At 62.1% G+C, this 23,846-nt stretch carries 15 protein-coding genes and 1 other RNA gene; 7 read left to right on the plus strand and 9 right to left on the minus strand.

Annotated elements, in window-relative coordinates:
- Positions 1–60: 60 nt before the first annotated feature.
- Positions 61–930 carry a LysR family transcriptional regulator gene (locus U5A08_RS21900; RefSeq protein ID WP_321848565.1) on the plus strand — a complete coding sequence of 290 codons (870 nt, stop codon included), beginning with the start codon at positions 61–63 and terminating at the stop codon, positions 928–930.
- A gap of 222 nt (positions 931–1,152) precedes the next feature.
- Here U5A08_RS21900 and ffs read toward each other — a convergent pair.
- The 6 genes from ffs to U5A08_RS21930 all read right to left on the minus strand — a co-directional run bounded on the left by ffs (position 1,153) and on the right by U5A08_RS21930 (position 10,393).
- Positions 1,153–1,249, minus strand: an RNA gene (gene ffs / locus U5A08_RS21905) — signal recognition particle sRNA small type.
- A gap of 144 nt (positions 1,250–1,393) precedes the next feature.
- A complete protein-coding gene (locus U5A08_RS21910) occupies positions 1,394–2,563 on the minus strand; it encodes a zinc-binding metallopeptidase family protein (protein ID WP_321848566.1) in 1,170 nt (389 codons plus the stop codon).
- A 102-nt stretch (positions 2,564–2,665) separates the two neighbouring features.
- Positions 2,666–5,032, minus strand: coding sequence for an NAD-dependent DNA ligase LigA (gene ligA / locus U5A08_RS21915; protein ID WP_321848567.1), 2,367 nt, complete (start codon positions 5,030–5,032; stop codon positions 2,666–2,668).
- An 87-nt stretch (positions 5,033–5,119) separates the two neighbouring features.
- The gene (gene zipA / locus U5A08_RS21920) at positions 5,120–5,983 is read right to left on the minus strand and encodes a cell division protein ZipA (RefSeq protein ID WP_253397898.1); all 864 of its coding nucleotides are present in this window, start codon (positions 5,981–5,983) and stop codon (positions 5,120–5,122) included.
- Positions 5,984–6,242: 259 nt separating this feature from the next.
- Positions 6,243–9,731 (minus strand): chromosome segregation protein SMC, encoded by a 3,489-nt coding sequence (gene smc, locus U5A08_RS21925; RefSeq protein WP_321848569.1) that lies wholly within the window; start codon positions 9,729–9,731, stop codon positions 6,243–6,245.
- 2 nt (positions 9,732–9,733) lie between these two features.
- Positions 9,734–10,393 (minus strand): GntR family transcriptional regulator, encoded by a 660-nt coding sequence (locus U5A08_RS21930; protein ID WP_321848571.1) that lies wholly within the window; start codon positions 10,391–10,393, stop codon positions 9,734–9,736.
- A 280-nt stretch (positions 10,394–10,673) separates the two neighbouring features.
- On the opposite strand from U5A08_RS21930, the gene xdhA reads away from it, so the two are divergent.
- From xdhA to guaD, 4 genes are all read left to right on the plus strand, one after another.
- On the plus strand, positions 10,674–12,122 hold the full coding sequence (gene xdhA / locus U5A08_RS21935) for a xanthine dehydrogenase small subunit (RefSeq protein ID WP_253397904.1): 1,449 nt from the start codon (positions 10,674–10,676) through the stop codon (positions 12,120–12,122).
- Entirely contained in the window at positions 12,115–14,514 is a 2,400-nt protein-coding gene (gene xdhB, locus U5A08_RS21940; protein WP_321848573.1) for a xanthine dehydrogenase molybdopterin binding subunit, read from the plus strand. Before xdhA ends, xdhB begins: the two co-directional genes overlap by 8 nt.
- A 138-nt stretch (positions 14,515–14,652) precedes the next feature.
- The gene (xdhC, locus tag U5A08_RS21945; protein ID WP_321848575.1) at positions 14,653–15,492 is read left to right on the plus strand and encodes a xanthine dehydrogenase accessory protein XdhC; all 840 of its coding nucleotides are present in this window, start codon (positions 14,653–14,655) and stop codon (positions 15,490–15,492) included.
- 12 nt (positions 15,493–15,504) lie between these two features.
- On the plus strand, positions 15,505–16,809 hold the full coding sequence (gene guaD / locus U5A08_RS21950) for a guanine deaminase (RefSeq protein ID WP_253397911.1): 1,305 nt from the start codon (positions 15,505–15,507) through the stop codon (positions 16,807–16,809).
- 125 nt (positions 16,810–16,934) lie between these two features.
- Here guaD and U5A08_RS21955 read toward each other — a convergent pair whose 3' ends face one another.
- Entirely contained in the window at positions 16,935–17,699 is a 765-nt protein-coding gene (locus U5A08_RS21955; RefSeq protein WP_253397913.1) for a GntR family transcriptional regulator, read from the minus strand.
- Positions 17,700–17,926: 227 nt separating this feature from the next.
- On the opposite strand from U5A08_RS21955, the gene U5A08_RS21960 reads away from it, so the two are divergent.
- Entirely contained in the window at positions 17,927–19,117 is a 1,191-nt protein-coding gene (locus tag U5A08_RS21960; protein ID WP_276194320.1) for a benzoate/H(+) symporter BenE family transporter, read from the plus strand.
- Positions 19,118–19,172: 55 nt separating this feature from the next.
- On the opposite strand, the gene U5A08_RS21965 is transcribed toward U5A08_RS21960, so the two are convergent.
- Positions 19,173–19,517 carry a YggL family protein gene (locus U5A08_RS21965; protein ID WP_253397916.1) on the minus strand — a complete coding sequence of 115 codons (345 nt, stop codon included), beginning with the start codon at positions 19,515–19,517 and terminating at the stop codon, positions 19,173–19,175.
- A 237-nt stretch (positions 19,518–19,754) separates the two neighbouring features.
- On the opposite strand from U5A08_RS21965, the gene dacB reads away from it, so the two are divergent.
- Positions 19,755–21,215, plus strand: coding sequence for a D-alanyl-D-alanine carboxypeptidase/D-alanyl-D-alanine endopeptidase (gene dacB / locus U5A08_RS21970; RefSeq protein ID WP_321848578.1), 1,461 nt, complete (start codon positions 19,755–19,757; stop codon positions 21,213–21,215).
- Positions 21,216–21,302: 87 nt separating this feature from the next.
- Here dacB and U5A08_RS21975 read toward each other — a convergent pair whose 3' ends face one another.
- On the minus strand, positions 21,303–23,717 hold the full coding sequence (locus tag U5A08_RS21975; RefSeq protein WP_321848580.1) for a sensor domain-containing diguanylate cyclase: 2,415 nt from the start codon (positions 23,715–23,717) through the stop codon (positions 21,303–21,305).
- Positions 23,718–23,846: the final 129 nt, after the last annotated feature.

The following is a 23,846-nucleotide window of genomic DNA, read 5'->3' on the forward strand; positions in this document are numbered from 1 at the left end:
CCGGGTCATGCGGCAAGACAATTAAGCGTTTCTGACTTCTGAAATCAGTGGAACTGAGCGATGGAAATGGCCCAACTGAAGATGGTGCGAGCCGTGGCGCAAACCGGCAGCGTGGCCCAAGCCGCGCTGCAATTGCATTGCGTGCCGTCGAACATCACCACGCGCATCAAACAGCTGGAAAGCGAATTGGGCACGCCGCTGTTCATCCGTGCCGGACGCGGGCTGGCGATCAGTGCCGCCGGTGAAATCTTCCTCGATTACTGCGAGCGCATCCTGGCACTGGTGGACGAATCCAAACGAGCGGTGGACGCCAACGCGATCCCGCGGGGCACCTTGCGTATCGGCGCGGTGGAGTCCAGTGCCAGCGGCCGCCTGCCACCGCTGCTGGCGGAATACCATCGACGCTACCCCGACGTCAGCCTGGAACTGGTGACGGGTGCCTGGGGCCAACTGCTCAACGACCTGCAACACCATCGCCTGGACGTGGCGCTGGTAGCCGCCGGTAACACACGCACCAAGCTCGAACACAGCGTGGTCTACAGCGAACGCCTGGTGCTGATCGCCAGCCCCTCCAGCGCGCCGATCAACGGCGCCGAGGACCTGGCAGGACGCACCCTGCTGGTCTGGCCGCCCGGCTGCCCTTATCGCGCCGCCCTGGAAAACTGGGTCAAACCCCACGACCTCAAGCCGGCCATCGCCAGCTACGCCAGTTGGGGCACGATCATCGGCTGCGTCAGCGCGGGGATTGGCGTGGCATTGGCGCCGGAGGGCATTCTGGCGCGCTATGAACAGACCAGTCAGTTGGCCTCGTATCGATTCGAAGAACTGGCGGCCGTGGATAACCTGTTGTTCTGGCACAAGGACACGCAGCGACATCTGGCCAGGGATGCATTCGCTGGGCTGCTGCGCGAAACCTTCGGCCAACACTGATCGAACATCAGCTTTTCGGAGTAGCCAATCGCGCGTACTGATCCAGCCGAGGAACGACCGATCCGGAGCATTGACGAACTCGACCTGGGCCCAGCCATCCTTGAAGGCCAGCACGCCGACCACATCATAGGCTGCGCAATAAAATACCGGCAGACGACTGAAAAGAAGACAAAGGGGGTTGAAACAGAAGGGCTACTACAAGGAGGAGCGTTATGGAGGCAACCCCACCAGCCACACCCCGGCACACAATGTTCCCGCTGTGGCTGCTGCCTTCCGGCTCTGACCAGGTTCACGGGTAATCGTTGCGGGGGGACCGATGGGGTCACCATAACGACGCTCGCCTCTCGGCAAGCCGCGCCATTGTACCGATCTCATCGGAAGTTACAACCATTGGTGTTGGATTAAAAATTCAAGAGGTTCAAGCACTTGCCATGGCCGTCAGCATTGCCCCTGCCACACTGGCTCATGACTGTGCCTGCAGGACCTCGTCCGCCCTGCCGCCCTCTTCCTGGATCACCAGGTGAATGAAGTGCAGCTTGGCGATCACCGCCGGTGGCAATACGAAGGGGTAGAAATCCGGCTGGCCCATGGCGCGGGACAGTTCGTTGAGCATGCCGGCCAATTCGATCCAGGCATTGACGAACGAGAGGAACGCCGCGCCGCCAGGGTGTTCGGGGTCATAGAGGCTGGCGCGGGGGAACGGCTGGTAATCCAGGTCCATCTCGCGGGCGCTCATGCCGAAACCCAGGGCGGTGTCGACGGCGTCCATCATGTGCAGGTAATGCGCCCAGGTTTCGGCCCAGTCTTCCCAGGGGTGCATGGTGGCGTAGGCGCTGACGCAGGTGTGTTGCCAGTCCGGGCGCGGGCCGTTCTGGTAGTGTTGGTCGAGGGCGTCGGCGTAACTGGCGCGTTCGTCGCCGAACAGGTTGCGAAACGGCTGCAACCAGTGGCTGTTGGTGATCAGCCGATCCCAATAGTAGTGGCCGACTTCATGGCGAAAATGGCCGAGTAAGGTGCGGTACGGTTCCCGCATCTGCACGCGGATTTTTTCGCGGTGGGCGTCGTCGGCTTCCTTGATGTCGAGGGTGATCAGGCCGTTGGCATGGCCGGTGGTCGGCGCGTTGCCTTCCAGGTCGATGCCGACGAAGTCGAAGGCCAGGCCGTTGTCTTCGTCGACGCTTTTGGGCACGACGCGCAGGCCCAGGCTGATCAGTTGCGCCACCAGCCGGCGCTTGGCGGTTTCGACCTTGCACCAGCGCTCGGGGTTTTCCGCGATCGACAGGTCGGGAATGGTGCGGTTCAGGCTGCACGCCACGCACAGCGAGCTGGTGCTGTGGGCGCGAATCAGCCAGTTGCAGGCGGCCGGGCTGTCGAGGTTGGCGCAGCGGCGAAAAGCGCCGGCATCGAGGTTGTCATCCAGCAGCCAGGTGTCAGCGACCGGACCCGGTTGCAGCGAGGACAGACGGCTTTGTTGCGGCTGGTAGCCCAGCAGCGCCGAGCAGGCCAGGCACTGGCTGTTGCGAAAGAACAACGACTGGCCACACCGACACTGCCAGACCTTGCTGTTGCGCGAGGATTCGGCCACGAACGGTGCGGCGATGCGCGAACTGAGTTGTTCGAAGAAGCGGTACATGGCGATCTCTCCCGGGGCGACCAAGACTAGATCATTTCGCGCCCGGGATCGTTCCCCTTTCTTCGAAGGGCTGCTTGGCAGCCCAATGGGAACAAGAAGTCGTCAGACAGTGATGTTGTGCCGGGCTAGAAAATCCACGAAAGCGGCTTCGTCCAATACCTTCAGGCCCAACTCACTCGCCTTGGCCAGTTTTGAACCGGCACCCGGCCCGGCCACCACACAATACGTCTTCGCCGACACCGAACCGGCCACCTTGGCGCCGAGGCTTTCGAGCTTGTCCTTGGCCACGTCACGGCTCATCAGCTCCAGGGAGCCGGTCAGCACCCAGGTGTGCCCCGCTTCCGGCAAGCCTTCGATCACTTTCTTCTCGCTCTGCCAGTGCATGCCGAAGTCCTTGAGCTGCTGCTCGATGGCCAGGGCAAGGTTGGCGTGGTCGGGGTTATCGAAGAATTCGCGCACGGCCTTGGCCTGCTTCTCGGGCAGCGCCTGGCGCATATCGAGCCAGTCGGCCTTGATCACGCCGTCGAGGGAGCCGAACTTGTCCGCCAGTTTCTGCGCAGCGCCGGGGCCAACGCTGGGCACGTTGAGTTTGTCGAGCAAACCGCCGAGGGTGGTGCTGGCGGCGAACTCGGCGCTCAGGTCGCCTTGTTCCTGCAGTTGCAGGCCGCATTTGTCCGGCGCCAACAGCGCGCCGATCACGTCCTGGTTGTGGCGGTCTTCAAAGAAGCTGTGGATCTCGTGCGCCACTTCCAGGCCCACGTCCGGCAAGTACGTCAGCACTTGCGGCAACGCGCGCTGCACGCGCTCCAGGGACGCCAGGGAGCGCGCCAGCACCTTGGCGGTCTCCTCGCCCACGTCGGGAATACCCAGGGCGTAGATGAAGCGTGCCAGGGTCGGCGTCTTGCTGTGTTCGATGGCGCTGATCAGCTTCTTGCTGGAAACATCGGCGAAGCCTTCCAGGTCGATGATCTGTTCGTACTTGAGCGTGTAGAGGTCGGCCGGCGAGGCGATGAGTTTTTCATCCACCAATTGCTCGATGGTCTTGTCGCCCAGGCCGTCGATGTCCATCGCCCGGCGCGAGACGAAATGGATGATCGCCTGCTTGAGCTGCGCCCCGCAGGCCAGGCGGCCGACGCAGCGGTACACCGCGCCTTCGCTAACGGTTTCCTTGCCCTTGCTGCGCTTGACCAGTTGCGTGCGCTCGACATGGGAGCCGCACACCGGGCAGTTTTCCGGGATATGGACCGCGCGGGCGTGTTCCGGACGGCGCTCGGTGACCACCGAGACGACCTGCGGGATCACGTCCCCGGCGCGGCGGATGATCACGGTGTCGCCGATCATCAGGCCCAGGCGCGCCACTTCATCCATGTTGTGCAGGGTGGCGTTGGACACGGTCACACCCGCGACCTTGACCGGTTTCAGACGCGCCACCGGGGTGACGGCGCCGGTGCGGCCGACCTGGAATTCCACGTCGAGCAGCTCGGTCAACTCTTCCATGGCCGGGAATTTGTGCGCGATCGCCCAACGCGGTTCACGGGCGCGGAAACCCAGCTCGCGCTGGGAGGCAATGCTGTTGACCTTGAACACCACGCCGTCGATTTCATAGGGCAGGCTGTTACGCCGCTCGCCGATATCGCGGTAGTAGTCCAGGCATTCCTGGATGCCCTTGGCCAACTTCAGCTCATGACTGATCGGCATGCCCCACTTGCGCAACTGCTGCAAATTGCCGATGTGGGTGTCGCTGATGTCCGCCGTCACCTGGCCAATGCCGTAGCAGCAGAATTCCAGCGGGCGGCTGGCGGTGATTTTCGAATCCAACTGGCGCAGGCTGCCGGCGGCGGCGTTGCGCGGGTTGGCGAAGGTCTTGCCGCCGACTTCCAGTTGCGAGGCGTTCAGGCGCTCGAAACCGGCCTTGGACATGAACACTTCGCCGCGCACTTCCAGGGTCGCCGGCCAGCCGCTGCCGTGCAGTTTCAACGGGATATTGCGCACGGTGCGCACATTCACGCTGATGTCTTCGCCGGTGGTGCCATCGCCCCGGGTGGCGCCGCGCACCAGTTCGCCGTCCTGGTACAGCAGGCTGACCGCCAGGCCGTCCAACTTTGGCTCGCAGCTGTATTCCACGGCGGCGCCGCCGCCAAACAGGTCGCCCACCGGCAGGTCGAGACCCTCGGTGACGCGGCGATCGAACTCGAGCATGGTGGTTTCATCGAAGGCGTTGCCCAGACTGAGCATGGGAATCTCATGCTTGACCTGGGTGAACGCCGACAACGCCGCACTGCCGACCCGCTGCGTCGGTGAATCACGCGTGACCAGCTCCGGATGCTCGGCCTCCAGGGCCTTGAGCGCTTGGAACAAGCGGTCGTACTCGGCGTCCGGAATGCTCGGTTCGTCGAGGACGTGATAACGGTAGTTGTGCTGATCCAATTCAGCGCGCAGTTCGAGGATGCGGGTGTGGGCGGCGGTCATGGGTGTTCTCTCATAAAGCAAAAGAGCAGCCGAAGCTGCTCAAATGTTGGTGCGCTTGATTCTATCGACAACGCTTGAGGCCAGACCTCAGCGTTTCTGTGTCAGGGCGCGACGCTCGAACTCGACGATGCGCTGACGGTAGTGTTCGATCGTCTGGGCGGTCAGGACGCTGCGCTGGTCGTCCTTCAGTTCGCCGTTGAGCTCCTGGGACAGCTTGCGTGCTGCGGCAACCATCACGTCGAAAGCCTGTTTCGGATGACGCGGACCCGGCAGGCCGAGGAAGAAGCTCACCGCCGGGGTGCTGAACAGGTCGATGTCGTCCAGGTCGAAGGTGCCCGGCTTGACCGCGTTGGCCATCGAGAACAACACTTCGCCATTACCGGCCATGCTTTCGTGGCGGTGGAAGATATCCATCTCGCCAAAACGCAGGCCGCTTTCCAGGATGTTCTGCAACAGTGCCGGACCCTTGAAGCCGGCGGCGTCGCGGCAGATCACGCTGATCACGAGGACTTCTTCGGCGGCCGGTTGATCGTTCACCGACTGGCGCGGCACACTCTTGGTCGGGCTCTCGTCAGGGAAATCGTCATCGCGACTGCTGAAGCTCGGGCCGTCATCCACGCCCAGGTTCAGGTCGCCCTGATGCGGCTCGGCGGCGGCGGCACTGCCGCGCTTGCCACGCTTGGAGGACGGTTCGCGGGCTTCGCGCAAAGGTGCGCTCATGGACGGCAAGTCGTGCTCGTCCAACTGCGGTTCCTTATGGGTATCCAGCACACGGGGCGGCCCCAGCAGCTCCGCACCGGCGTCGTCGTCGGGCAAGTTGGACAGGTTGCGGTCCAGACGGAACTTGAGCTTACCCTTGCCACCGCGCATACGGCGCCAGCCATCAAAAAGAATACCGGCAATAACAATAATGCCGATGACGATCAGCCACTCGCGCAGACCGATTTCCATGTAATCCCGTGCCTCTAATAAAAAATGCTGAAAAATAAGGGGTTTAGCACCGTGCAAACCGCTTTAAAACGTGGCGCCAACTCTATGTTCTGACTGACGTTTTGCCCACGCATACGAAAAATTGACATTAAACTAGCACGACCAAAGATAACTTTACACCGTCTGTCAAAATGCCTTGAACAAATATGTCCATTTGCCACTTTCGTCAGACCGGTAAACCGCCCTACATCGAGCTGAAAATCTTCGCTGCTGGCGTGGATCAGGATTCCACCATCGCCATCGCTTCTTCGACATCCACCGCCACCAATCGCGAACAACCCGGCTCGTGCATCGTCACCCCCATCAACTGATCAGCCATTTCCATGGCGATCTTGTTGTGGGTGATATAGATGAACTGCACGGTCTGGGACATCTCTTTAACCAGGCGTGCGTAACGTCCTACGTTAGCGTCATCCAGTGGCGCGTCAACTTCGTCGAGCATACAGAACGGCGCCGGGTTCAACTTGAAGATGGCAAACACCAGGGCCAAAGCGGTCAGGGCTTTTTCGCCGCCGGACAACAAATGGATGGTGCTGTTCTTCTTGCCCGGAGGCCGCGCCATGATCGTTACCCCTGTATCGAGTAGATCTTCGCCCGTCAGTTCCAAGTAAGCGCTGCCACCACCGAAAACTTTTGGGAATAACGCCTGTAAACCGCCGTTAATCTGATCAAAGGTATCTTTGAAGCGGTTGCGGGTTTCCTTGTCGATCTTGCGGATCACGTTTTCCAGGGTGTCCAGGGCTTCCACCAGATCGGCGTTCTGGGCGTCCAGATAACGTTTACGCTCGGACTGTTGCTGATATTCGTCGATGGCGGCGAGGTTGATCGCGCCGAGTCGCTGAATTCGCGCAGCAATCCGCTCAAGTTCTTCTTCGGCGTCTTTCTCGTTGGCCTGGGCGGTCAGGGTATTGAGTACGCCGTGCAGGTCGTAGCCGTCTTCGAGCAGTTGGTCCTGCAGGGTTTTGCGGCGCACGGTCAGGGCCTGCCATTCCATGCGCTGTTGTTCGAGCTGGCCGCGAATCAGCTGGGATTGCTGCTCGGCCTGGGTCCGGCGTTTTTCCGCTTCGCGCAGTTCGCGGTCGGCGTCTTCCAGGGCGATTTGCGCGGTCTTGAGCTCTTCGTCGACGGTCATGCGCTTGTCGAGCAGTTCTTCGAGCTTGAGCCGCAACTCTTCCAGGGGCGCTTCGCCCTCCTCCAGGTTGAGGCTCAGTTGCTCGCGCTTTTCGGTCAGGCGCTCGGATTGCATCTCCAGGCGCTCCAGGGCCTGGCGCGTGGAGTCGTGCTGGGCGCGCAGGGAGCCGAGGCGCACCGCCAACTGGTGGGCGTGGTCCTTGTGCTGGCGCGCTTCCTGGCGGACGCGGTCGAGGCGTTCGCGCAGGCTGTCGCGCTGGGCCAGCAGCAATTCGCGCTGCTCGGTGTCGACGGCCATGCTGTCGAGGGCTTCCTGCAATTGCAGGCGCGCCTCGCCGATCTGTTCGTGTTCGAGGGCGCGCTGCTCGCCCATCTCGGCCACTTCTTCGTCGAGGCGAGTGCGGCGCAGGGTCAGTTGCTCGGCCTTGGCCTTGCTCGCGGAGAGCTGGGCTTTCAATTCGCCCTGCTGGCGCGCTTCGTCCTGCAACAGGCGGCGCAGGTGTTCGCGGCCGGTCTCTTGCTGGCGCTGGGTGGCGCGCAGGGTTTGCAGTTCGGTTTCCAGGCTTTCCAGGGTGGCTTCACGCTCTTCACGCTCGGCGATCAGGTTGACGATTTCCTGGCCACGGGCCAATACGCCGCTCTGCGCTTCACTGGCGCGGCACACCCGCAGGAAGTGGCGGCCAACCCAATAGCCGTCGCGGCTGATCAGGCTTTCGCCGGCGCCCAACTGACCGCGTTGGGCCAAGGCCTGCTCCAGGGACTCCACCGGCTTGACCTGGCCCAGCCACGGCGACAGGTCAATCGCGGCCTCGACTTTATCCAGCAAACTGCCCGGCACACGGGTGCCATCGGCGGCGGGGCTGAGCAAGCGCAGATCGCCCTGGGCAAAGCCGGCCAGGTCGAAGCCGGCAAAATCATCCACCAGCACCGCTTGCAGGTCGGCGCCGAGCACGGTTTCCACCGCCAACTCCCAACCCGCCTCGACCTTCAAGCCCTCCGCCAGGCGCGGGCGCTCGGCCAAGTGCTGGTCGCGCAGCCATTCGGCGGTGCCGGTGCCGGGGTCCAGCGCCGCTTGCTGCAAGGCTTCGAGGGACGCCAAGCGCCCGTTGAGCCGCTGCAAATCGCCCTGGGCCTGTTGCTGGGCCTGGGTCGCCTGTTGCAGTTGCTGACGCAATTGCTCCAGGCGTTCCACTTGCTGTTCTTCGCTGGCTTCCAGCTCTTCGAGGGTCATTTCGCTTTCGGCGAGTTGCTCGCTCAGCGTCATGATCGCCGCGTCTTCCGGGTCGGCGGCGAGCAACACGCGCTCTTCCTGCAGACGCCGCTGGCGCTCGGCCAGGCGTTCCATGCTGGTTTCCAGTTGCTGGATGCGTGACTGCTGCACCTCGGCCTGCCGGCGCGGCTCGGCGGAGCGCAGGTTGAAGGTGTCCCACTGCTCCTGCCAACCGTGCATGGTGGTCTCGGATTCTTCCAGGGTGGCGGCGGCTTCTTCGGCGGCGGCGCTGGTGATTTCCTGTTCGGGGGTGAGCATGTCCAGCTCTTCGCCGAGGGTCAGCAGCAAGGTGCGGTCGTGGCCGAGGTGGGACTCGGTCTCCAGGCGCGCACGCTCGGCTTCCTTCAGATCATCCTGCAACTGGCGCAGACGCTGCTGGCCGTGCTGGATGCTCTGCTCGACCCGGGCGATGTCGCCGCCCACCGAATAGAAGCGGCCCTGCACCAGATTGAAGCGCTCGGACAGGTCATGATGACCGTCGCGCAGGCGCTCGATGCTGGCGTCGGCGTTGCGTTGTTCGGCCACCAGGGCTTCGAAGCTGATTTCCTGGGTGCCGATAATCGCTTCGCGCTGGCCGACCTGATCGTTCAGCGCCTGCCAGCGCAGGGCCGACAGTTGCGCCTTGAGCTGGCGTTCTTCGCCCTTGTATTCCTGATACTTCTCGGCAGCCTGGGCCTGGCGGTGCAGGCGCTCCAACTGGCGCTCCAGCTCGTCGCGCAGGTCGGTCAGGCGGGCGAGGTTTTCATGGGTGCGGCGGATGCGGTTTTCAGTCTCGCGACGGCGCTCCTTGTACTTGGAGATGCCGGCAGCTTCTTCGATAAAGTTACGCAGGTCTTCGGGCTTGGCTTCGATCAGCTTGGAGATCATGCCCTGTTCGATGATCGAGTAGCTGCGCGGGCCAAGGCCGGTGCCGAGGAAGATATCGGTGATGTCCCGACGGCGACACTTGGTGCCGTTGAGGAAGTAACTGTTCTGGCTGTCGCGCGTCACTTTGCGGCGGATGGAGATTTCCGCGTAGGCCGCGTATTCGCCGACCAGGGTGCCGTCGGAGTTGTCGAACACCAGTTCGATGCTGGCCTGGCTCACCGGCTTGCGGCTGGTGGAGCCGTTGAAGATGACGTCGGTCATCGACTCGCCACGCAGGTTTTTCGCCGAGCTCTCGCCCATCACCCAGCGCACGGCGTCGATGATGTTCGACTTGCCGCAGCCATTGGGCCCGACCACCGCCGCCATGTTACTGGGGAAGTTCACCGTGGTCGGGTCGACGAAGGATTTGAACCCCGCCAGTTTGATGCACTTGAGCCGCACGCTTAGGCGTCCGCCAACGCAGCGATCACCAGCGAGCAACTGCGCTGGCCGTAGGCCGACAGCACCTGGCGAATCTGCGGCAAGTCACGGGCGAGCACGGCGGCGAGCAGTTGCTCGAACAGCGCGAGGTATTCGCTCATGGAGGCCTTGCGTTGATCCAGGGCCAGGTAATAGGCGCGGTTCATCGCTGGCTGCAGGTTCTCGACGGTTTCCTGCAAATACGGGTTGTTGGCGAAGGGGTACGCGGCACGCATCACGCTGAAGCATTCTTCGACAAACGCGCGGATGTCCTGGCGTTCGAAATTGCTCACCAGGCGCTGCTGGATCTGCACGAACGGCGCCATGTCGGCCTGGGTCTGCCAGCCCTGCGCCACCGCATTGCCGAGCAGGATGTACAGCTCGGCCATCAGCGTACACAGGCTCTGCACCTTGTGCGCCGTGAGTTCGGTGACGTGGGCGCCACGGCGCGGCAAGATCGCGATCAGGTGGCGACGTTCAAGGATCAGCAGGGCTTCACGCACGGAACCACGGCTGACGTTGAGTGCCAGCGTAACCTTCTGTTCCTGTATCCGCTCCCCAGGCTTGAGATCGCCGCGAATGATACGTTCGGCGAGGTGGTGAGCGATTTGCTCGGCGAGACTGTCCGGCGCCTTGAACGTCATGTTTTTCCTTCAAAATCTTCTATCGATACAAGCGCGGCAGTGTAGCGCAAATGCCCGCTGATGGCGCTCGGCCCACGCTCAACAATTTGGCATGAAATAAGCAGCGGTGAACAGCCAGAAGCCCCAAAAAACGCCGGTTCCAGAAGACTGAACCATAATTGAACGTGTTGCGGCCGCACTTTCTTGACCCTCAGGTCAGAAAATCGTTGACCGAAAAGTCAGACATGACTAGATTCGGCGCAAAGCGGTTAACAACAATAATGTGTCTGCGAGGCCTTCCGTGATCCAGTTTTTACTTAACCAGGAACTCCGTAGCGAGCACGCCCTGGACCCCAACCTGACCGTGCTCAACTACCTGCGCGAGCATGTGGGCAAACCCGGCACCAAGGAAGGCTGCGCCAGCGGCGATTGCGGCGCCTGCACCGTGGTGGTCGGTGAACTGCACCGCGATGAGCAAGGCGCCGAGCGCATTCGCTATCGCAGCCTCAACGCCTGCCTGACGTTTGTGGCGTCGTTGCATGGCAAACAACTGATCAGCGTCGAAGACCTCAAGCACCAGGGCCAACTGCACAGCGTGCAACAGGCCATGGTGGAGTGCCACGGTTCGCAATGCGGCTTTTGCACCCCCGGTTTTGTGATGTCGTTGTTCGCCCTGCAAAAGAACAGCGACGCCCCCGACCGCGAGAAAGCCCATGAAGCCCTGGCCGGTAACCTCTGCCGTTGCACCGGTTATCGCCCGATCCTCGCCGCCGCCGAACAGGCCTGCGGCAACAAACCCCAGGATCAGTTCGACAGCCGTGAGGCCCAGACCATCGCCCGTCTCAAGGCCATCGCACCGACGCAAACCGCTGAACTCAACAGCGGCGACAAACGCTGCCTGGTGCCGCTGACCGTCGCCGACCTGGCCGACCTCTACGACGTCTACCCCCAGGCCCGCCTGCTGGCCGGCGGCACCGACCTGGCGCTGGAAGTCACGCAGTTCCACCGCACGCTGCCGGTGATGATCTACGTCGGCAATATCGACGAGATGAAGCGCATCGAGACGTTCGACGATCGCCTGGAAATCGGCGCCGCCACCGCCCTTTCCGATTGCTACAGCGCGCTGCACCACGAATACCCGGACTTCGGCGAGCTGCTGCAGCGCTTCGCCTCCCTGCAAATCCGCAACCAGGGCACCTTGGGCGGCAACATCGGCAATGCCTCGCCGATCGGTGATTCGCCGCCGCTGTTGATCGCCCTCGGCGCGCAGATCGTGCTGTGCAAGGGCAATGTCCGGCGCACCCTGGCGCTGGAAGATTACTTCATCGACTACCGCGTCACCGCGCGCCAGGACAGCGAGTTCATCGAGAAAATCATCGTGCCCAAGGGCCACGCGCGGTTCCGGGCGTACAAGGTATCCAAGCGTCTGGACGATGACATTTCTGCAGTGTGCGCGGCCTTCAACCTGAAGATCGATAACGCGGTGATCAGCGACGCCCGCGTTGCCTTCGGGGGTATGGCCGCCACGCCAAAACGCGCCAAACACTGCGAGACCGTGCTGATCGGCGCGCCCTGGAATGCCGCCACCGTGGAGCACGCCTGCGCCGCCCTGGCCGAGGATTTCACCCCGCTGTCGGACTTCCGCGCCAGCAAGGAATACCGCCTGCTCAGCGCACAGAACCTGCTGCGCAAATACTTCATCGAGCTGCAAACGCCGCACATCGAGACTCGGGTGACCGCTTATGTCTAACCATCACGCCGTGGCAAAAACCCAGGCCGAACTGGCCGAGCTGTTTGCCCAGGACCTGACCTGCGGCGTCGGCCGCAGCGTCAAGCACGACAGCGCCGCCAAGCACGTATCCGGCGAAGCGCAGTACATCGATGACCGCCTGGAATTCCCCAACCAGTTGCACCTGTATGCGCGCCTGTCCGACCGCGCCCACGCCAAAATCCTCAGCATCGATACCGCGCCCTGCTACGCCTTCGACGGCGTGCGCATCGTCATCACCCACGAAGACGTGCCAGGGCTCAAAGACATCGGCCCGCTGCTACCGGGTGATCCGTTGCTGGCCATCGACACCGTGCAGTTCGTCGGCCAGGTGGTGCTCGCCGTGGCCGCACGCGACCTGGAAACCGCGCGTAAAGCGGCGTTGGCCGCAGTGATCGAATACGAAGACCTGGAGCCGGTGCTGGACGTGGTCGAGGCCTATCGCAACCAGCACTTCGTGCTGGACAGCCACACCCATCAACGCGGTGATTCTGCGGTGGCGTTGGCGGCCGCGAAGCATCGCATCAAGGGCACGCTGCATATCGGCGGCCAGGAACACTTCTACCTGGAAACCCAGATTTCTTCGGTCATGCCCACTGAAGACGGCGGCATGATCGTCTACTGCTCCACGCAAAACCCCACCGAGGTGCAGAAGCTGGTGGCCGAAGTGCTCGACGTGTCGATGAACAAGATCGTCGTCGACATGCGCCGCATGGGGGGCGGTTTCGGCGGCAAGGAAACCCAGGCCGCCAGCCCGGCGTGCCTGTGTGCGGTGGTCGCGCACCTGACCGGGCAGCCGACCAAGATGCGCCTGCCGCGCGTCGAAGACATGCTGATGACCGGCAAGCGCCACCCCTTCTATATCGAATACGACGTCGGCTTCGACGACAGCGGGCGCTTGCACGGCATCCAGTTGGAGCTGGCGGGTAACTGCGGCTGCTCGCCGGACCTGTCGAACTCGATTGTCGACCGCGCCATGTTCCACGCCGACAACGCGTATTACCTGGGCGATGCCACGGTCAACGGCCATCGCTGCAAGACCAACACCGCGTCCAACACCGCCTATCGCGGCTTCGGCGGTCCGCAAGGCATGGTCGCCATCGAAGAAGTGATGGACGCCATCGCTCGCCATCTGGCCCTCGACCCGCTGGCGGTGCGCAAGGCCAACTATTACGGCAAGACCGAGCGCAACGTCACGCACTACTACCAGACCGTCGAGCACAACCTGCTCGAAGAGATGACCGCCGAGCTTGAGGCCAGCAGCCAATACGCCGAGCGCCGCGAAGCGATCCGCCGCTACAACGCCCACAGCCCGATCCTGAAAAAAGGCCTGGCGCTGACCCCGGTGAAATTCGGCATCTCCTTCACCGCCAGCTTCCTCAACCAGGCCGGGGCGCTGATCCATATCTACACCGATGGCAGCATCCACCTGAACCACGGCGGCACCGAGATGGGCCAGGGCTTGAACACCAAGGTTGCGCAAGTGGTGGCCGAGGTGTTCCAGGTGCACATCGACCGCGTGCAGATCACCGCCACCAACACCGACAAGGTGCCCAACACCTCGCCGACCGCAGCCTCCAGCGGTGCCGACCTGAACGGCAAGGCCGCACAGAACGCTGCCGAAATCATCAAGCAACGCCTGGTGGAATTTGCCGCGCGTAAATTCGAGGTGAGCGAAGCGGACGTGGCATTCCACAACGGCCATGTGCGCGTGCGCGAGCAGATCCTGAGCTTTGAAAGCCTGATCCAGCAGGCGTATTTCGCCCAGGTGTCGTTGTCGAGCACCGGTTTCTACAAGACCCCGAAAATCTTCTACGACCGCAGCCAGGCGCGCGGTCGGCCGTTCTACTACTTCGCGTTCGGCGCGGCCTGCTGCGAAGTGATCGTCGACACCCTGACCGGCGAATACAAGATGCTGCGCACCGACATCCTCCACGACGTCGGCGCTTCGCTGAACCCGGCCATCGACATCGGGCAGGTGGAAGGCGGTTTTATCCAGGGCATGGGCTGGCTGACCATGGAAGAACTGGTATGGAACGACAAGGGCAAGCTGATGACGAACGGCCCGGCCAGCTACAAGATCCCGGCCGTGGCCGACATGCCGTTGGATCTGCGCGTGAAGCTGGTGGAAAACCGCAAAAACCCGGAAGACACGGTGTTCCATTCCAAGGCTGTGGGCGAGCCGCCCTTCATGCTCGGCATTGCTTCGTGGTGCGCGATCAAGGATGCGGTGGCGAGCCTGGGTGACTATCGCCACCAGCCGAACATCGATGCGCCGGCGACGCCGGAGCGGGTGTTGTGGGGGTGTGAACAGATGCGGCAGTTGGCTGCTGCGAAGGCGGTTGAGGCTGAAACCGAGATGGCTTCGCTTTGAATCGAGGTGCTGCCATCGGGGGCAAGTCGAATCGTCGCACCGCCCCTCCCACATTTTTGACCTGTGAATACATTCAAGTGTGGGAGGGAGCTTGCTCCCGATGACGGTAGAACTGACAACAGAAATGTTGAGGTAGACATGAACAACTGGATCAGCGCCCTCGCCAACCTGCAAAACCAGGGCGAGCCCTGCGTACTGGTGACCATCATCGAAGAGCTCGGCTCCACGCCGCGCAATGCCGGTTCGAAGATGGTCATCAGTGCCGCACACACGTTCGACACCATCGGCGGCGGGCACCTGGAATACAAAGCGATGCAGCTCGCCCGCGACATGCTCGCCCGTGGCCAGCAACACACCCACCTGGAGCGCTTCAGCCTCGGCGCGAGCCTGGGCCAGTGCTGTGGCGGCGCGACCGTGCTGCTGTTCGAACCCATGGGCCAGGTGCAGGCACAGATCGCCGTATTTGGCGCCGGCCACGTCGGCCGCGCCCTGGTGCCGTTGCTGGCGAGCCTGCCGTGTCGGGTACTCTGGATCGATTCGCGCGAGCAAGAGTTCCCGGAACACATCCCACAGGGCGTGCGTAAAATCGTCAGCGAAGAACCGGTCGACGAAATTGCCGACCTGCCCGTGGGCAGTTACTGCATCGTGATGACCCACAATCACGCGCTGGACCTGGAACTCAGCGCCGCCCTGCTCAAGCGCAATGACTTTGCCTACTTCGGCCTGATCGGTTCGAAGACCAAGCGCGTCAAGTTCGAACACCGCCTGCGGGATCGCGGCGTCGACGCCGCACAACTGCAACGCATGCGCTGCCCCATGGGCCTTAGCGAAGTGAAGGGCAAATTGCCGGTGGAAATCGCCATCTCCATCGCCGGGGAAATCATCGCCACCTATAACGCCCATTTCGGCCAGCACACCGCGAACGCCGAACCGATTGCCCAACTGCTGCCGGCTTCACGTCGCAGCCAAGCTATCTAAATTGAGATCACCATGCCTTCGACCCGCAAAGCCTACCGCGCCGCGATCCTGCACAGCCTCGCCGACCCCGCTGAAGTGGGGATCGAGGCGTCCTACGAGTATTTCGAAGACGGCCTGCTGGTCATCGACAACGGCCGGATCAGCGCCCTGGGCCACGCCCATGACCTGCTGCCGCACCTACCCGCCGGGGTCGAAATCACCCATTACCAGGACGCGCTGATCACCCCCGGCCTGATCGACACGCATATCCACCTGCCGCAAACCGGCATGGTCGGCGCCTATGGCGAGCAGTTGCTGGACTGGCTCAACACCTACACCTTCCCCTGCGAGCGCCAGTTCGCCGACAAGGCCCATGCCGAGGAAGTCGCGGATATCTTCATCAAGGAGTTGCTGCGCAACGGCACCACCACCGCGCTGGTGTTCGGCAGCGTGCACCCGCAATCGGTGAACGCGTTCTTTGAAGCCGCCGAAAAACTCGACCTGCGCATGATCGCCGGCAAGGTGATGATGGACCGCAACGCCCCAGACTACCTGACCGACACCGCCGAATCCGGCTACCAGGAGAGCAAGGCGCTGATCGAACGCTGGCACGGCAAGGGCCGCCTGCACTATGCGGTGACGCCACGCTTCGCCCCCACCAGCACGCCGCAGCAATTGGCGCTGGCCGGGCAACTGCTGGGCGAATACCCGGACCTGTACATGCAGACGCACATCAGTGAGAACAAGCAGGAAGTCGAGTGGGTCAACGAACTGTTTCCGGAGCGCAGCGGCTACCTGGATGTGTACGACCACTACAAGTTACTGGGCGAACGCTCGGTGTTTGCCCACGGCGTGCATCTGTGCGATGACGAATGCGCGCGGTTGGCGCAGACCGGCTCGGCAGTCGCATTCTGCCCGACCTCGAACCTGTTCCTCGGCAGCGGGCTGTTCAACCTGCCGATGGCCGAGAAGCACAAACTCAACGTGGGCCTGGGCACTGATGTGGGCGGCGGCACCAGTTTCTCGTTGCTGCAGACGTTGAACGAAGCCTACAAGGTCATGCAACTGCAGGGCGCACGATTGAGCCCGTTCAAGTCGCTGTACCTGGCCACCCTGGGCGGCGCGCGGGCGCTGCGACTGGAAGACAAGATCGGCACGTTGCAGCCGGGCACCGATGCGGACTTCCTGGTGCTGGACTACAACGCCACGCCGCTGCTCAGCTACCGCATGAAGCAGGCGAAGGACATTGCCGAGAGGTTGTTTGTGCTGATGACGCTGGGGGATGATCGGGCGGTGTTGCAGACCTATGCGGCGGGCAGTCTAGTCCACCAACGCTAATTCCAAGCAAACACAAAACAAATGTGGGAGGGGGCTTGCCCCCGATGGCAGTGGTTCAGTCAAAGCATCCAGTGACTGATACACCGCCATCGGGGGCAAGCCCCCTCCCACATTTTTGATTGGGTTTACAGTTTGACCGAAGAACGCCCAGGCTTCTTGCTCAGCAACAAATGCGAGAACACCGCATGCAAATCATCCGACGCACTTTCCTCATCGAGGTTGAGCTTGCTGTCGATGTGATCCATGTGATGCATCATCAAATTCACCGCCAGCGCCGCGTCCCGGGCTTCGATCGCATCGATCAACTGGGTGTGTTCATCGTAGGAACAGTGCGAGCGGTTACCGCTTTCGTACTGGGCGATGATCAACGAGGTCTGGGACACCAGGCTGCGCTGGAAGCTGATCAGCGGCGCGTTCTTCGCGGCTTCAGCCAACTTCAAATGGAACTCGCCGGAAAGGCGGATACCGGCACCGCGATCGCCGCGGGAGAAGCTGTCGCGTTCGTCGTTGACCATCTGCCGCAACTCGGCCAACTGCTCAGCCGTCGCGTGCTGCACCGCCAGTTCCGTGATCGCCCGCTCGACCAGGCGTCGGGCCAGGAATACCTGGCGCGCTTCTTCGACACTGGGGCTGGCCACCACGGCGCCACGATTGGGCCGCAGTAGCACCACGCCTTCATGGGCCAAACGCGACAGCGCACGGCGAATGATGGTGCGGCTGACGCCGAAGATTTCGCCGAGTGCCTCTTCGCTCAATTTGGTACCGGGTGCCAGGCGTTGTTCGAGAATCGCCTCGAAGATATGCGCATAGACGATATCGTCCTGGGTTCCGCTGCGGCCGGTCTTGCTGGCTCGCGGTTGTTTCTTGAGAGGTTGCAACTGTTCGTTCATGGGCACTCGGATCGGGAGAACGGCGGCGAATTAACGGTAATACGGCAACAAAGAGGCGCTGGCAAGTATCAGCTAAAATCAGCGCACATTGTACACAACCCCATGCGCCAACACACTGTACGGCTGTTTGCGGCCCCGGCTGTATTGCAATGAATCGTTACGTTTGAGTTTAGGCTTGAATCTGCGCCTTCACTGGCAAACTCCCAGGTAAAAGGAAACACCTCGCCATGACCGACGCCACCCAAGCGCCCTTGCGCCCGCTGGCCGATACTTCTCCCTCGGCCATCGTCGCCGGTTTCATCGCCATGATGACCGGCTACACCAGCTCCCTGGTGCTGATGTTCCAGGCCGGCCAAGCCGCCGGTTTGACCACCGCGCAGATTTCCTCGTGGATCTGGGCGATTTCCATCGGCATGGCGGTGTGCAGCATCGGCCTGTCCCTGCGCTACCGCACGCCGATCACCATTGCCTGGTCGACACCCGGCGCCGCGCTGTTGATCACCAGCCTCGGCGGCGTCAGTTACGGCGAAGCCATCGGCGCTTACATCACCTGCGCGGTGCTGGTGACGCTCTGCGGGCTGACCGGCAGCTTCGAAAAGCTGGTCAAACGCATCCCGGCGTCGCTGGCGGCGGCCTTGCTGGCGGGGATTCTGTTCAAGATCGGCAGCGAGATTTTCGTCGCCGCGCAACATCGCACCGGCCTGGTGCTGGGGATGTTTTTCACCTACCTGATCATCAAACGCCTGTCGCCGCGGTATGCGGTGCTCGCCGCGCTGGTGATCGGCAGCGTGCTGTCCGGGCTGATGGGGCTCCTGGATTTCAGCGGCTTTCACCTGGAAGTGGCAACGCCGGTGTGGACCACGCCGCACTTCTCGCTGGCGGCGACCATCAGCATCGGCATCCCGCTGTTCGTGGTGGCGATGACCTCGCAGAACATGCCGGGCGTGGCCGTATTGCGCGCCGATGGCTACAACGTGCCGGCGTCGCCGCTGATCACCGTCACCGGCCTGGCCTCGCTGGTGCTGGCGCCGTTCGGCTCCCACGGCATCAACCTGGCGGCGATCAGTGCGGCGATCTGCACCGGGCCCCACGCCCATGAAGACCGCAACAAGCGCTACACGGCGGCCGTCTGGTGTGGGGTGTTCTACGGCATTGCCGGGGTGTTCGGCGCCACATTGGCGGCCTTGTTCGCAGCGCTGCCCAAGGAGCTGGTGCTGTCGATTGCGGCGTTGGCCTTGTTTGGCTCGATCATCAATGGCTTGAGCATCGCCATGAATCAGCCGAAGGAACGGGAAGCGGCGCTGATCACCTTTATGGTCACCGCGTCAGGCTTGACGTTGTTTTCCATCGGGTCGGCGTTCTGGGGGATTGTGGCGGGGGTGTTGACGCTGCTGATTCTGAACTGGCGCAAGGCCTGAGTGTTTAAGGCCCCATAACGAAACAGCGACCCGGGCGGGTCGCTGTTTCATGACATCAGACGGCCGAGTTGATCGACGTCTCTGGATGCCAAGCGTCCAACAGCGCGCTTACTTCAACGCGAGTCAGCTCTGCGCGGGCCTTGAGCCACGCTTCAACGGTTGCACGTTGCTCTTCGGTGACCGAACCACGAGTGGCTTTGCACACCAGACCGAAGTCATCGCCGCCGACGTAGTCGAGGCCATTGCCGTCCATCGCTTCGGTCAGGAATGCGTCGAGGAACGCGTCAACCGCTGCATCGTCCAAACCTTCTTTGAAATCCAGGTTCAGTTCGAAACCCAGCTCTTGAAATTCATCAACGCACAGTTTTTTGCGCAGACGCCGGGAACGGTTAGTCGCCATTGGAACAATCCTCATAAGTAATAACGGGCGGCACTTTAGCAGTTTAAGGAAGCGATTGCCCGATTCTCTAGGACAGGCGGCGAAATGCTCGAAAAAAAAACGCCGATTAGCAGCTATCGTTCAGCTACAAGTGGCTCCAGCTTGGGGCATAATGCCGACACTTTCATGACCACTGGGGGATTTTCTTACATAACCCTCGCCTTTTTCACCCTCCTCAGCAGTAGGGTCTTATTTCTTATGATCAAATCTTTGCGTCCATTGCTCCTTGCCGGCTTTCTCCTGCCGCTGGCCTTTTCCGCCACCGCCGCCCCGATCAACAACACCCTGCCACCCAATGTTGCACAGGCCCTGCAGAAGGCCAAACTGCAAAACACCGCACTGTCGCTGGTGATGCTGCCGCTGAACGGTCCCGGCACACCCACTGTATTCAACGCCGACGTCTCGGTGAACCCGGCCTCCACCATGAAGCTGGTCACCACCTACGCGGCCCTGGAAATGCTCGGCCCCAACCACCAGTGGAAGACCGAGTTCTACACCGACGGCACCCTCAGCGGTGGCGTGTTGCGCGGCAACCTGTACCTCAAGGGTGGCGGCGACCCCAAGCTGAACATGGAAAAACTCTGGCTGCTGATGCGTGACCTGCGGGCCAATGGCGTGCAGCAAGTCACTGGCGACCTGGTACTGGACCGCGGTTTCTTTATCCCGCCGCAACTGCCGGAATTCAATGACGACGGCAATGACGAGAACAAACCGTTCCTGGTCAAGCCCGATGCCCTGCTGGTCAACCTCAAGGCTCTGCGCTTCGTGACTCGCAACGATTCGGGACGCGTGATCGTGTCGGTCGAGCCGCCGATTGCCAGCATTCGCATCGACAATCAGGTCAAGGTATCCAACGCCAAACAGTGTACCGGTGACGTGCGCTACAACCCGGTGACGGCGGCCGATGGCAGCATCACAGTGACCGTCAGCGGCCAGTTGGGCGAAGGCTGCAGCTCGCAGACCTACTTGTCGCTGCTCGACCATGCCACGTATACCGCCGGCGCTGTGCGGGCGATCTGGCAGGAACTGGGCGGCACCATCCAGGGCCGCGACATCCAGGCTTCGGTGCCCAAGGACGCCAAGGTACTGGCGCGGGCCTTCTCGCCGGACCTGGCGGAAATCATCCGCGACATCAACAAATACAGTAACAACACCATGGCCCAGCAGTTGTTCCTGAGCCTGGGCGCGCAGTTTCGCAACGATGCCGACGGCGACGATGCCAAGGCCGCCCAACGCGTGGTGCGTCAGTGGCTGGCGAAGAAAGGCATCACCGCACCGCATCTGGTGATGGAGAACGGTTCCGGCCTGTCCCGTGCCGAACGCGTCAGTGCCCGTGAGATGGCGGCCATGTTGCAAGCCGCGTGGAAAAGCCCCTACGCGGCGGAGTACATCAGCTCGATGCCGATTGCCGGCACCGACGGCACCATGCGCAAACGCCTGAAGACCACCGCCATGCGCGGTGAAGCCCACGTCAAGACCGGCACCTTGAACACCGTGCGTGCCATCGCCGGGTTCAGCCGCGATAACAACGGCAATACCTGGGTAGTGGTGGCGATTCTCAACGATCCGAAACCATGGGGTGCGTCGTCGGTGCTCGACCAGGTGCTGCTGGACCTGTATCGCCAGCCGAAGCTGGCGGCAGCGGCGCCAGTCCTCTAGCGTTTGTGGCGAGGGAGCGTGCTCCCGCTGGGCTGCGACGCAGCCCTGAAGCCCGGCCCTGAATGGTCTCTGCAAGCATGCGGTGTGTTAATCGGGACCGCTTCGCGGCCCAGCGGGAGCACGCTCCCTCGCCACAGTTTCGACCCGATCCCTGCCCGCCTGCTTGGCCACGTATACCGCCGAATCCGCGCGCAGCAGCAACCCGTCGACCCCTTCGTCGACCCGCCAACTGGCCACCCCAAAGCTAGCGGTGACGGTCCCCACCGGCTCCATCGGCGCGCTGCGCAGCGACTGCCATAACTCAATCGCCAAACTGTAGGCCTGGGTACTATCGGTATTGGGGCACAACACCATGAACTCCTCGCCGCCCAGGCGACAGAACACATCGCTGCGGCGCAGACGTTGGCTGATGCGCTTGCACAGTTCCTGCAACACCCCGTCGCCGACCGCGTGGCCGTATTGGTCGTTGATACGCTTGAAGTGATCGATATCCAGCATGATCACCGACAACGCCCCCGACGTGCGATTCAGGCGGACCATCTCGGCCTTGAGACGATCCTGGAAATACCGGCGGTTGTGAATCCCGGTGAGGGCGTCGGTGATGGACAGCGCGCGCAGTTCTTCTTCCACCCGCTTGAGATCGGAAATATCAGACACATAACCATGCCACAGCGTACCGCCGCCCGGCAGTTCCTCCGGCGTGGCCTCACCGCGAATCCAGCGCAGGCCCCGTTGCGGCAACTGCACGCGGTACTCTTCGCACCAGTGGCTCAATTGCAGCGCGGATAAGCGGATCGACGCACGCACTCGCTCGACGTCCAGGGGGTGGATGCGCGCCAAGACCTGTTTCGCATCCTGTTGCAGCACCCCTGGCTCGATCTCATAGATATCGCGCATGCCATCGCTGGCATAGATAAACCGCCAGTTGTCCTGGGGTTCCAGGGTGAACTGGAAGATCCCGCCAGGCACATGGGCGCTGAGTTTTTTCAGCAGGCGGTCCCGCACGGCCAGGGCCTCATAGGCGCGTTTTTGCTCGGTGACATCCAGGTACATCGCCAGGTGCCCGACCCATAAGCCATGCTCATCCAGCAACACGGTGCCGAGCATATTCACCGTCAACTGGCTGCCATCCTCGCGTACCAAGGTCCACTCGCGGGCCTCGTGCGGGTTGTCCGGGCTTTCCACCAGCATCGCCTGGCTCGGCGGGATTCGCCGGCCCAACGCCACGCTCAAACTCGTCGCGCGCGCTTCCAGCTCCGCTGCCACATGCAGGCTCTCCAGGGTCGAGTGGCCGATTACGTGCTCGGCCTTGAACCCCAGCATCTGCTCGGCGCCGGCGTTGAAGGTGTTGATCACGCCATGCAAATCGGTGGCAATGATCGCAACCTGCGTCGCGGCGTTCAGCACGCTGCGCAACTGGCCGTGGGCGCCGCGCAGTTCCTGCTCGCGCAGACGCAACTGCACGGTACGCTGCTCCACCAGTTTCAAGGCGCGCTGACGCTGACTGACCAACATATAGAGCAAGACGCTGAGCAACAGGCTGAAGAGCCCGCCCATGGCCAGGATCGAGACCAGGGAGAAACCGCTGCCCTGTTCGAACACCAGACTGGGGCGCAGCGTCAGGGCGTAGACATGATCGCCGAGGGTGAGGCGGCGCGTGGCCACCAGATCGCTGTTGGCCAAGGCATTGCTGGACTCGTACAACAGGCGCTTTTGCTGGTCGGAAGTGTCGACGATCTGCGTCACCAGATTATCGCGATCCGGCTTGGGCAAGCCGTCAGCCATCAACTGGCGCATGCTGATCACGGCCATCACAAAGCCGTAGGGTTCTGTCCCGCCTAGGGAGACGACTGGTGCGACTAATAACACGCCGGTGGCATAGGCCGGCTCCACACCCACCAACTGCATGGGCTGGGACACTGCCAGCTTACCGCTCGCTTGTGCGCGCTGAAGGGTCGAGCGCCGCAGAGGCTGGGCCAGCAGGTCAAAGCCCAGGGGCGAACCGAGCAGGCTGTGGGTCTGGCTGTACAGGATCGGCACGTATTCATCGCGCTCCACCGCCGGGGCCAACTCACCGAGTGAATTCAGTTCACGTATGCTGAAGGGCAGACCGCGCTGGCGCGACACCTCCTGTTCAAACTGAACGCGCTGATCACGCAGCACCCGCGGCGCCCAGACATACGCACGGGAACGCAGCAGCAGGGGCTGGGCGAAACCATCGAACTCGTCCTGGGACACGTCACTGGAATTGACGAAAAAGCGTTGCAGGCTGGCCAGACGCTGCTCCTGGTCCTCGAAACGCTCCTGCAGACGGGTGAATCGCTCATTGACCAACAGCTGGAAACGCTGGCGCTCCTGCTGTTGATAGAGGTCGGATGTCGCCCAGGCAATGATGATCGTCAAGGTGCTGCCTGCCAAAAACACCACCAATGCCATCAGCCAAGCCGATACCTGCTCACTGATAAAACCTAGGATCTTGGGGCGAACGGCTTGCAACGGCATAGGCAACACTCACAACGCCAGCGTGCGGGGGTGTCACTTTGGCTGGACGTTTAGTTATAGCTAGCGGCCCTGTGTTTGACCAGCGTAAAAAACCGCAAGACCCGATTATTCGAGGCTTGCGGCTTATGG

The sequence above is a fragment of the Pseudomonas paraveronii genome, assembly GCF_963681955.1.
In the GTDB taxonomy this organism is placed as follows: Bacteria; Pseudomonadota; Gammaproteobacteria; order Pseudomonadales; family Pseudomonadaceae; genus Aquipseudomonas; species Aquipseudomonas paraveronii.

Coding starts and splice junctions, on each gene's coding strand:
- U5A08_RS21900 (WP_321848565.1), top strand. CDS start 61: ATGGAAATGGCCCAACTGAAGATGGTGCGAGCCGTGGCGCAAACCGGC.
- U5A08_RS21960 (WP_276194320.1), top strand. CDS start 17,927: ATGACCGACGCCACCCAAGCGCCCTTGCGCCCGCTGGCCGATACTTCT.
- xdhB (WP_321848573.1), top strand. CDS start 12,115: ATGTCTAACCATCACGCCGTGGCAAAAACCCAGGCCGAACTGGCCGAG.
- U5A08_RS21910 (WP_321848566.1), bottom strand. CDS start 2,563: ATGTACCGCTTCTTCGAACAACTCAGTTCGCGCATCGCCGCACCGTTC.
- U5A08_RS21930 (WP_321848571.1), bottom strand. CDS start 10,393: ATGACGTTCAAGGCGCCGGACAGTCTCGCCGAGCAAATCGCTCACCAC.
- U5A08_RS21965 (WP_253397916.1), bottom strand. CDS start 19,517: ATGGCGACTAACCGTTCCCGGCGTCTGCGCAAAAAACTGTGCGTTGAT.
- guaD (WP_253397911.1), top strand. CDS start 15,505: ATGCCTTCGACCCGCAAAGCCTACCGCGCCGCGATCCTGCACAGCCTC.
- zipA (WP_253397898.1), bottom strand. CDS start 5,983: ATGGAAATCGGTCTGCGCGAGTGGCTGATCGTCATCGGCATTATTGTT.
- xdhC (WP_321848575.1), top strand. CDS start 14,653: ATGAACAACTGGATCAGCGCCCTCGCCAACCTGCAAAACCAGGGCGAG.
- U5A08_RS21975 (WP_321848580.1), bottom strand. CDS start 23,717: ATGCCGTTGCAAGCCGTTCGCCCCAAGATCCTAGGTTTTATCAGTGAG.
- U5A08_RS21955 (WP_253397913.1), bottom strand. CDS start 17,699: ATGAACGAACAGTTGCAACCTCTCAAGAAACAACCGCGAGCCAGCAAG.
- ligA (WP_321848567.1), bottom strand. CDS start 5,032: ATGACCGCCGCCCACACCCGCATCCTCGAACTGCGCGCTGAATTGGAT.
- dacB (WP_321848578.1), top strand. CDS start 19,755: ATGATCAAATCTTTGCGTCCATTGCTCCTTGCCGGCTTTCTCCTGCCG.